Source organism: Fusicatenibacter sp. (genome assembly GCF_050872605.1).
GTDB lineage: Bacteria > Bacillota > Clostridia > Lachnospirales > Lachnospiraceae > Fusicatenibacter.
Genome location: NZ_JBNMHD010000022.1, coordinates 41,646 through 49,444, shown reverse-complemented (window position 1 = coordinate 49,444; position 7,799 = coordinate 41,646). Strand labels below are relative to the sequence as shown.

The 7,799-nt window shown below is 48.7% G+C and carries 6 protein-coding genes and 1 pseudogene; 4 read left to right on the top strand and 3 right to left on the bottom strand.

Going from position 1 to position 7,799, the window contains the following annotated elements; translation table 11 throughout:
• From ACY2VT_RS08280 to ACY2VT_RS08265, 4 genes and pseudogenes are all read left to right on the top strand, one after another.
• On the top strand, nucleotides 1–405 hold a 405-nt coding region (locus tag ACY2VT_RS08280; RefSeq protein WP_461879539.1), incomplete at its 5' end, for a sensor histidine kinase.
• A 439-nt stretch (nucleotides 406–844) separates the two neighbouring features.
• Nucleotides 845–2,326, top strand: a complete 1,482-nt coding sequence (gene malQ / locus ACY2VT_RS08275; protein ID WP_461879537.1) for a 4-alpha-glucanotransferase — start codon at nucleotides 845–847, stop codon at nucleotides 2,324–2,326.
• A gap of 63 nt (nucleotides 2,327–2,389) precedes the next feature.
• Entirely contained in the window at nucleotides 2,390–3,421 is a 1,032-nt protein-coding gene (locus ACY2VT_RS08270) for a LacI family DNA-binding transcriptional regulator (protein ID WP_461879536.1), read from the top strand.
• 27 nt (nucleotides 3,422–3,448) lie between these two features.
• Nucleotides 3,449–5,709 (top strand): annotated as a pseudogene (locus ACY2VT_RS08265) (glycogen/starch/alpha-glucan phosphorylase).
• A 73-nt stretch (nucleotides 5,710–5,782) separates the two neighbouring features.
• On the opposite strand, the gene ACY2VT_RS08260 reads toward ACY2VT_RS08265, so the two are convergent.
• The 3 genes from ACY2VT_RS08260 to ACY2VT_RS08250 are packed head-to-tail and all read right to left on the bottom strand — an operon-like array spanning nucleotide 5,783 to nucleotide 7,678.
• Complete coding sequence (locus ACY2VT_RS08260; RefSeq protein ID WP_461879535.1) at nucleotides 5,783–6,616, bottom strand: hypothetical protein; 834 nt, start codon at nucleotides 6,614–6,616, stop codon at nucleotides 5,783–5,785.
• Nucleotides 6,610–7,308 (bottom strand): ATP-binding cassette domain-containing protein, encoded by a 699-nt coding sequence (locus ACY2VT_RS08255; protein ID WP_461879534.1) that lies wholly within the window; start codon nucleotides 7,306–7,308, stop codon nucleotides 6,610–6,612. Before ACY2VT_RS08255 ends, ACY2VT_RS08260 begins: the two co-directional genes overlap by 7 nt.
• A complete protein-coding gene (locus ACY2VT_RS08250; protein WP_022462266.1) occupies nucleotides 7,301–7,678 on the bottom strand; it encodes a GntR family transcriptional regulator in 378 nt (125 codons plus the stop codon). Before ACY2VT_RS08250 ends, ACY2VT_RS08255 begins: the two co-directional genes overlap by 8 nt.
• Nucleotides 7,679–7,799: the final 121 nt, after the last annotated feature.

The following is a 7,799-nucleotide window of genomic DNA, read 5'->3' as shown; positions in this document are numbered from 1 at the left end:
GGGCATCTTTCGATGCGGGCGAAGGAGCAGAAGGTGAAGATGACGGTGCGCGGAGAGAGCTGCCGCATCAAAGGAGCACGGCAGGTGCTTTATGAGATGATTTATAATCTTTGTGATAATGCGATTAAGTATAATAAAAAAGACGGTGAGGTTGAGGTTACGGTTTCGCGCGGAAGAAACGGACGGGCGATTGTGGCTGTGGCGGATACTGGAATCGGAATCGCAAAAGAAGACCAGGAGCGGATCTTCGAGCGCTTCTATCGCGTTGATAAGAGCCACTCCCGCGAGACGGGTGGTACTGGACTTGGACTTTCCATTGTGAAGCATGGAGCGATTCTTCATGATGCGAAGATTAAAATTGAGAGTACACTTGGAACCGGAACAAAGATTATTCTGGAGTTTTAAGTGAAAAACAGATACCGCAAAAGACAGCATGCGGGGACAGAACCTATATGGGAGGCTTGAAAAATTCATGATTTTTAAGTGCCCAGAGCGGTTCCGTCCCCGCATGCTGTCTTTTTAGGTATGGCTTTGCATCGTTACAAAAATGCAAATTCGTTGTTTTGAATAAACAGAGTATTCAATATTTGGTAAATATGATAAGAGGGTTGGGGGTTGTTTTTTGATGCAGAGTATGGTATGTTAAATATAACGAGTTCCGGAAACGTTACCGACACCGTTTCCGGAAATACAGACGAGATACCGACAGCCCTGTTTTTACGAAACAAAATGAGCTGGCGATAGGGGTTGCATAAGTTACAATTTGCTGCGTATCCGTGAACAGAAATGATGTATTTGTGGGGTCGGATGGATAGAAAAAACGACAAGGAGAAAGGGTTTAAAAATGAGAGAAAGTGGTATTTTACTTCCGGTAGCTTCGCTGCCGTCCCGATATGGTATCGGATGTTTTTCGAAAGAAGCGTATGAATTTGTGGATCGCCTGGAGGAGGCCGGCCAGAGCTACTGGCAGATTCTTCCGCTTGGACCGACGGGATATGGAGATTCGCCGTACCAGTCGTTCTCTACTTTTGCAGGAAATCCATATTTTATTGATCTGGAGACCCTGGTAAAAGAGGGACTTCTGACAGAAGAAGAGTGTGATGCGTGCGACTTCGGCGACAATGCAGAGTATATTGATTACGAAAAGATTTATCTGTCCCGTTTCAAAGTACTCAGAAAAGCATTTGAAAGATTTGCGGCAGATGACGTATATGATGCATTTGTATCGGAAAATGGTTACTGGCTGGAGGATTATGCGCTGTATATGGCGATTAAGGATGCACTCGGCGGAATCAGCTGGAGTGAGTGGCCGGCAGAATTAAAAGACAGAGAAGAAGCAGCACTGGATCAGAAACGGGAAGAGCTTGCCGGGGAGATTGCATTTTACAAATTCCAGCAGTTTATGTTCCTGAAACAGTGGAAAGCACTGAAAGCTTACGCAAATGAAAAGGGTATCCGTATCATCGGTGATATTCCGATTTATGTGGCATTTGACAGCGCCGACACCTGGGCAAATCCGGTTCTGTTCCAGTTTGATGAGGACAACCAGCCAAAAGCAGTTGCCGGATGCCCTCCGGATGCATTCTCTGCAACCGGACAGCTCTGGGGCAACCCGTTATACAGATGGGACTACCATAAGAGCACAGGTTATGCATGGTGGCTGTTACGTCTGGCCCACGTGTTCAAACTGTACGATACTGTCCGCATCGACCATTTCCGCGGATTTGATGAATATTATTCCATTCCGTTCGGTGATCAGACTGCAGAGCGCGGCCACTGGGAGAAAGGACCGGGCATGGATCTGTTCAACACCGTCAAAGAAAAGCTCGGCGATGTGGATGTCATCGCAGAGGACCTGGGATACCTTACCGAGAGCGTGATCGAAATGGTGAAAGAGTCCGGCTATCCGGGTATGAAGGTTCTGCAGTTTGCGTTTGATTCCCGTGAGGAGAGTGATTACCTGCCGCACAACTACGAGAGAAACTGTGTTGTCTACACCGGAACACACGACAACGATACGATTCTTGGATGGTATTATGTGATGAGCGAGGAAGACCGCGAATTCTCCAAAGAGTATATGGGAAATGCAAAGAGCACCGATGAGGAACTGCCGTGGGATTTCATCCGCATGTCTATGGAGAGTGTGGCAGATCTGGCTGTCACTCCGATGCAGGAGTTTTTAGGCCTTGGCACGGAGGCGAGAATCAACTATCCGTCTACGCTTGGAAATAACTGGAAATGGCGTCTGCTTCCGGGACAGTTTACACCGGAGCTGGCGAAGAGAATTAACCGGCTGACGAAAATTACAGCGCGTATCGCAAAATAAAGCGGTACCTATTGGGAGAACAGGCCGGAAGCACAGAAAGAAGCTAAAGGAGTGGCCTGGAACATGGAACAGGTAACGATTAAAGATATTGCCCGCAAATGTAAGGTAGGTGTGAGCACGGTATCGAGAGCGATGAACAATCACCCGGACATCAATCCGGAGACGAAAGAGATGATCTTGAAGGTGATTGCCGAATCGAATTACGTACCGAACAACAGTGCCAGAAACCTGAAACGGTCGAATGCAAAAGCGATCGCTATTCTGGTCAAAGGTATGGACAACATGTTCTTCAACAATATGATCAGTGTGATCGAAGAGGTTGTGAGCAAAAAGAAATACGCCTGCATCATTGAGCGAGTAGAGGAAAAGGCAAATGAGGTGGACTCCGCGATTGAAATCGTCAAAGAGAAGCGGCTGCGCGGCATCATTTTCCTCGGCGGAAACTTCACACACCCGCACGAGAAAATGGCGCAGATCCCGGTTCCGTACGTGATCAGTACGATCGGGGCAGTTTCGGACGGAGGAAAACCGTGCGCGAGCGTATCGGTTGACGACTACAGGGAAAGCTATAAGATGGTAGATTATCTCTGCAGCCTCGGCCACCGGCGCATTGCCATTATCACCGCCTGTGAGGACGACATCAGTATCGGACGGCTCCGGCTGGATGCGTACCGTCAGGCTTTACTGGATCACGGGATACCTTATGACCCTGATCTGGTATTTCACATGACGAAGGATGACACGTACTCCTTCGCCACGGGATACAAGATAACGAAAGAAATTCTGGAAAAGAAGACGGAATTTTCCGCGCTGTATGCCACCGCGGATACGCTGGCGATCGGTGCCTGCCGTGCCTTAAAAGAGGCCGGGCTTACCGTGCCGGACGATGTTTCCGTCGCCGGATTTGACGGAATCGATGCAGGAGAGTATTATATACCAAGCATCACAACGATCCGCCAGCCGGTGGAGCAGCTTGCCGCAGAGACGGCGAAGATGCTGTTTTCCTTAATTTCGGGGAAAGAAGAACCCTGCAGCAAAGTGTACGGCGGTGAACTTGTCGTGCGAGAATCCACAAAACCATACTGCGGAAAATAATGCCGCAGCAGTAAGGAGAAGAAAACAATGGAAGAAAGAATTCAGGCAATCTTAAAAGAGCGTTTTGGAAGAGATCTGGACAACTGCACAAAGAGCGAAATCTTTGAAGCCCTGATGGTGATCACCAAACAGGAGATGGCAGGTCGCAAAAGAAACACCGGAAGTAAGAAGCTGTATTATATTTCAGCAGAGTTTCTGATCGGAAAACTGCTGTCCAATAACCTGATCAACCTTGGCATGTACGAGGAAGTAGAAAAAGCACTTGCCGCTCATGGAAGAGAGCTGACCGAGATCGAGGAGATGGAGATGGAGCCGTCCCTTGGAAACGGCGGACTTGGCCGTCTGGCAGCATGCTTCCTTGATTCCATCGCAACACTGGGACTTCCGGGAGACGGTATCGGCCTTAATTATCACTTCGGTCTGTTCCGCCAGCTTCTGGTAGACCACAAACAGAAAGAAGTCAAAAACCCATGGATCACCAATGAGAGCTGGCTCGTAAGACAGCCGGTATCCTTTGCGGTTCCGTATAAAAACTTTACGATGCATTCCACTCTGTACGATATCGACGTTCCGGGCTACGACAGCGGCTGCAACCGTTTGCACCTGTTTGATGTGGATACCGTTGACGAGAGCATCGTTCCGTCCGACAGCATCAACTTTGATAAACATCAGATTCAGAAAAACCTGACTCTGTTTCTGTACCCGGATGACAGCGACCGTGCCGGACAGCTGCTTCGTATCTATCAGCAGTATTTCATGGTAAGCAACGGCGCACAGTTCATTCTGATGGAGTGCGAGCAGAAGGGCTACGATCTGCACAAGCTGTATGACCACGTTGTCATCCAGATCAACGATACCCACCCGTCCATGGTGATTCCGGAACTGATCCGTCTTCTGCAGGAGAGAGGTTTCACGATGCAGGAAGCCATCGATGTTGTCAGCAAGACCTGCGCTTACACCAACCATACCATCCTTGCCGAGGCACTGGAAAAATGGCCGATCGATTACCTCGAGGAAGTAGTTCCGCACCTGCTGCCGATCATCCACGAGCTGGATGCACAGGCAAAGAAGAAATACAAAGACGAGAAAGTAGCGATCATCGACAAAGATCAGCGTGTCCACATGGCACATATGGATATCCATTACGGATTCTCCGTCAACGGCGTTGCTGCCCCACCGAGATCCTGAAAAACTCCGAGCTGAAACCGTTCTACGATATTTATCCGGAGAAATTCAACAACAAGACAAACGGTATCACCTTCCGCCGCTGGCTGCTGCACTGCAACCGTGAACTGGCACAGTACATCGAGAGCCTGATCGGACCGGGATTCAAGAAAGATGCCGACGAGCTGGAAAAACTGCTGAAATTCAAAGACAACAAGAAAGTCCTTGCAAAACTCGAGGAGATCAAACACAACCGCAAAATGGACCTCAAACAGTTCCTGTATGAGACCCAGAACATCGCACTGGATGAGAACTCCATCATCGATGTACAGGTAAAACGTCTCCATGAGTACAAACGTCAGCAGATGAACGCTCTGTACGCTGTATACAAATACATGGACATCAAGAGCGGCAACAAGCCGAAAACTCCGATCACCATGGTATTCGGCGCAAAGGCTGCACCGGCTTATATCATCGCAAAAGACATTATCCATCTGATCCTGTGCCTGCAGGAGCTGATTGAGAATGATCCGGAGGTAAGCCCGTACTTCAAAGTCATCATGCTCGAGAACTACAACGTATCGAAAGCTGCAAAGGTGATCCCGGCAGCGGACATCTCCGAGCAGATCTCCCTGGCTTCCAAAGAGGCTTCCGGAACCGGAAACATGAAATTCATGCTGAACGGCGCTCTGACCCTCGGAACTGAGGACGGTGCAAATGTTGAGATCGGCGACCTCGTTGGAAAAGAGAATATCTACATCTTCGGAAAGAGACCGCAGGATGTCATCGACCTGTATGCAGACGCTGCTTACTGCTCCAAAGACATCTACGATGCTGATCCGCAGATTGCAAAACTCGTTGACTTCATCGTAAGCGACGAACTGCTCGCCATCGGCGACAAGGTCTGCCTGGAGAGACTCTACAACGAGATTCTGAACAAAGACTGGTTCATGACCCTGCTCGACCTGAAAGAGTACATCAAGACAAAAGAAAAAGTATACAAAGATTATGAAAACAGAGATGCATGGAACAAGAAGTGCCTGATCAATATCGCAAAAGCAGGCTTCTTCTCCTCCGACCGTACCATCGCACAGTACAACGAGGATATCTGGCATCTGGCATAAGTGCAGAACATGCATACAAAACGCCGCCGCAGACGATTCGGTTCGTCCGCGGCGGCGCTTTTTCATGCAATTTTTAAGAAAGATTCAGCCGTCTGCTTAAGATATAGCGGCAGATCAGGAACAGAACAACACAGAGCACCACGGTGATAACAAGCGTGGAAACTGAGGATGTGGTAACCACAGCGGCTGGTGTGGAGTCCTGGAAAACCTGGACAATACTGATTCCGCCGAAGATCTGGATTACGGTGGTCATGCCGATGTAAGAAAGGACAGCTGTCAGAACTTTATGGCTGGATACCAGGCTTCCGATGCTGATAGCGGCATAGAACAGAAGGATGCCGAAGAACAGCGAAGCGAAGAAGCCGACGATGGAAAACAGTGCCATGCCGATGTGGTTCGTGATGCCGATCAGGGAAAAAGCAGCATCGGCAACACAGGTAATCTGTGCCCAGAGATAGGACAGAAAATCGGAAAAGGTCATGGCCTTGTTGGAAAAAAGCAGGGTGTTTGCGGTAAAATACCGGATTGCGGACGGCAGAAGCAAAAAAGCGAAGGAAGCGAGAACGGAAAGTGCGTTTAAAATGCTCCATGCGCCGAAAACCAGCATTTTTGAGAGAATATGGTCCGTTGCCGATACCGGAAGGACGTTGGTCAGATACCCTTCGTCGGTAAAGAGATTTTTATAGTAGCGCTGGATCATCAGCACCTGCGTCATGACGGATGCGGCGATCACAATCAAAACGTACGCAAGCAGATAGAGGACGATCAGCAGATCCGGCAGCTCATAAAGGTGGGAAAAGAGGAAGCCGAAGCCTCCGAGAGCGCCCATGAAAATGGCAGCGCCGTTCAGCAGCGCCATGTTTTTCCAGCATGCTTTCCACTCATGTTTCAGACATTTTTTTAACATTTGAATACCTCCCTGAAATAAGAATCAATCGATTCACCCTCCTGCATCCGGATATCCTCAACGGAGGCGTGCAGTTTTAACTGGCCTTCCTGGATAAAGATAACCTCATCGAGAATGTTTTCAACATCGGAAATCAGATGCGTTGAGATGAGGATGGATGCGTCCGGTTCGTAGTTATTTAAAATCGTAGATAAGATGTAATCGCGCGCTGCCGGATCGACGCCTGCAATCGGCTCGTCGAGGCAGTAGAGCTTTGCGCGGCGGCTCATCGTGAGGATGAGCTGGACTTTCTCTTTCGTTCCCTTCGACATCGTTTTCAAACGGTCCTTCGGGCTGATTTTTAAGGATTCCAGCATGGCGTTGGCACGGGACATGTCAAAGTCCTCAAAGAAATCGCTGTAATACGTTAAAAGATCCGAGACGCGCATCCAGTTTCCGAGATACATTTTGTCCGGCAGATAGGAGACGATTTTTTTCGTTTCGACGCCTGGCTGATTCCCGTCGATGAGGACTTCACCTTCGCTTGGAGTCAGCAGTCCGTTCAGCAGCTTTAAGAGCGTTGTCTTTCCACTTCCGTTGGGTCCCAGCAGTCCGATGATTTTCCCGGAATCCAGGGAAATGTTGAGATGATCGAGCGCGGTGTGGTTTCCAAAGCGCTTCGTCAGGTTTTTACACGTTACAAGTTCACTCATGATTTTCTTCCTCCTCAATCGTTTCGGCAAGTAGCTGCCGGATTTCCTCCGGGGTTATGCCGAGCTGTTTCATATGGGCAACAAAAGCAGAGACTTCTGCGGCGGCAAGTTCTTTTTTCATTTGATGAATCAACTCCTTGTCTTCGGTAATAAAGCGTCCGCTGGTCCGCTGGGAATAAATCAGTCCGCTGCGTTCCAGTTCGGAAAGTGCTTTCTGCATTGTGTTCGGGTTGACAGCGGCCTCCTGTGCGAGATCGCGGACGGACGGAAGCTTATCGCCCGGCTGATAGCGCCCGGTGATAATGTCCATCTGTACCCGCTCGATGATCTGCAGATAGATCGGCCGCGAGGAATCAAGATTCCATGGCATATAGCATTCACTCCTTTTGTACTGCTGTATTAATTTGATAGTACAATCATACAATCGGTTTATGGATTTGTCAACAATTTTAAGAAAAAATTTTAGATTTAAAGATCAAATTGTGGTAAAC

Excerpts from the sequence above, each read along its gene's own strand:
- malQ (WP_461879537.1), top strand. The coding sequence starts at position 845 with ATGAGAGAAAGTGGTATTTTACTTCCGGTAGCTTCGCTGCCGTCCCGA.
- ACY2VT_RS08270 (WP_461879536.1), top strand. The coding sequence starts at position 2,390 with ATGGAACAGGTAACGATTAAAGATATTGCCCGCAAATGTAAGGTAGGT.
- ACY2VT_RS08260 (WP_461879535.1), bottom strand. The coding sequence starts at position 6,616 with ATGTTAAAAAAATGTCTGAAACATGAGTGGAAAGCATGCTGGAAAAAC.
- ACY2VT_RS08255 (WP_461879534.1), bottom strand. The coding sequence starts at position 7,308 with ATGAGTGAACTTGTAACGTGTAAAAACCTGACGAAGCGCTTTGGAAAC.
- ACY2VT_RS08250 (WP_022462266.1), bottom strand. The coding sequence starts at position 7,678 with ATGCCATGGAATCTTGATTCCTCGCGGCCGATCTATCTGCAGATCATC.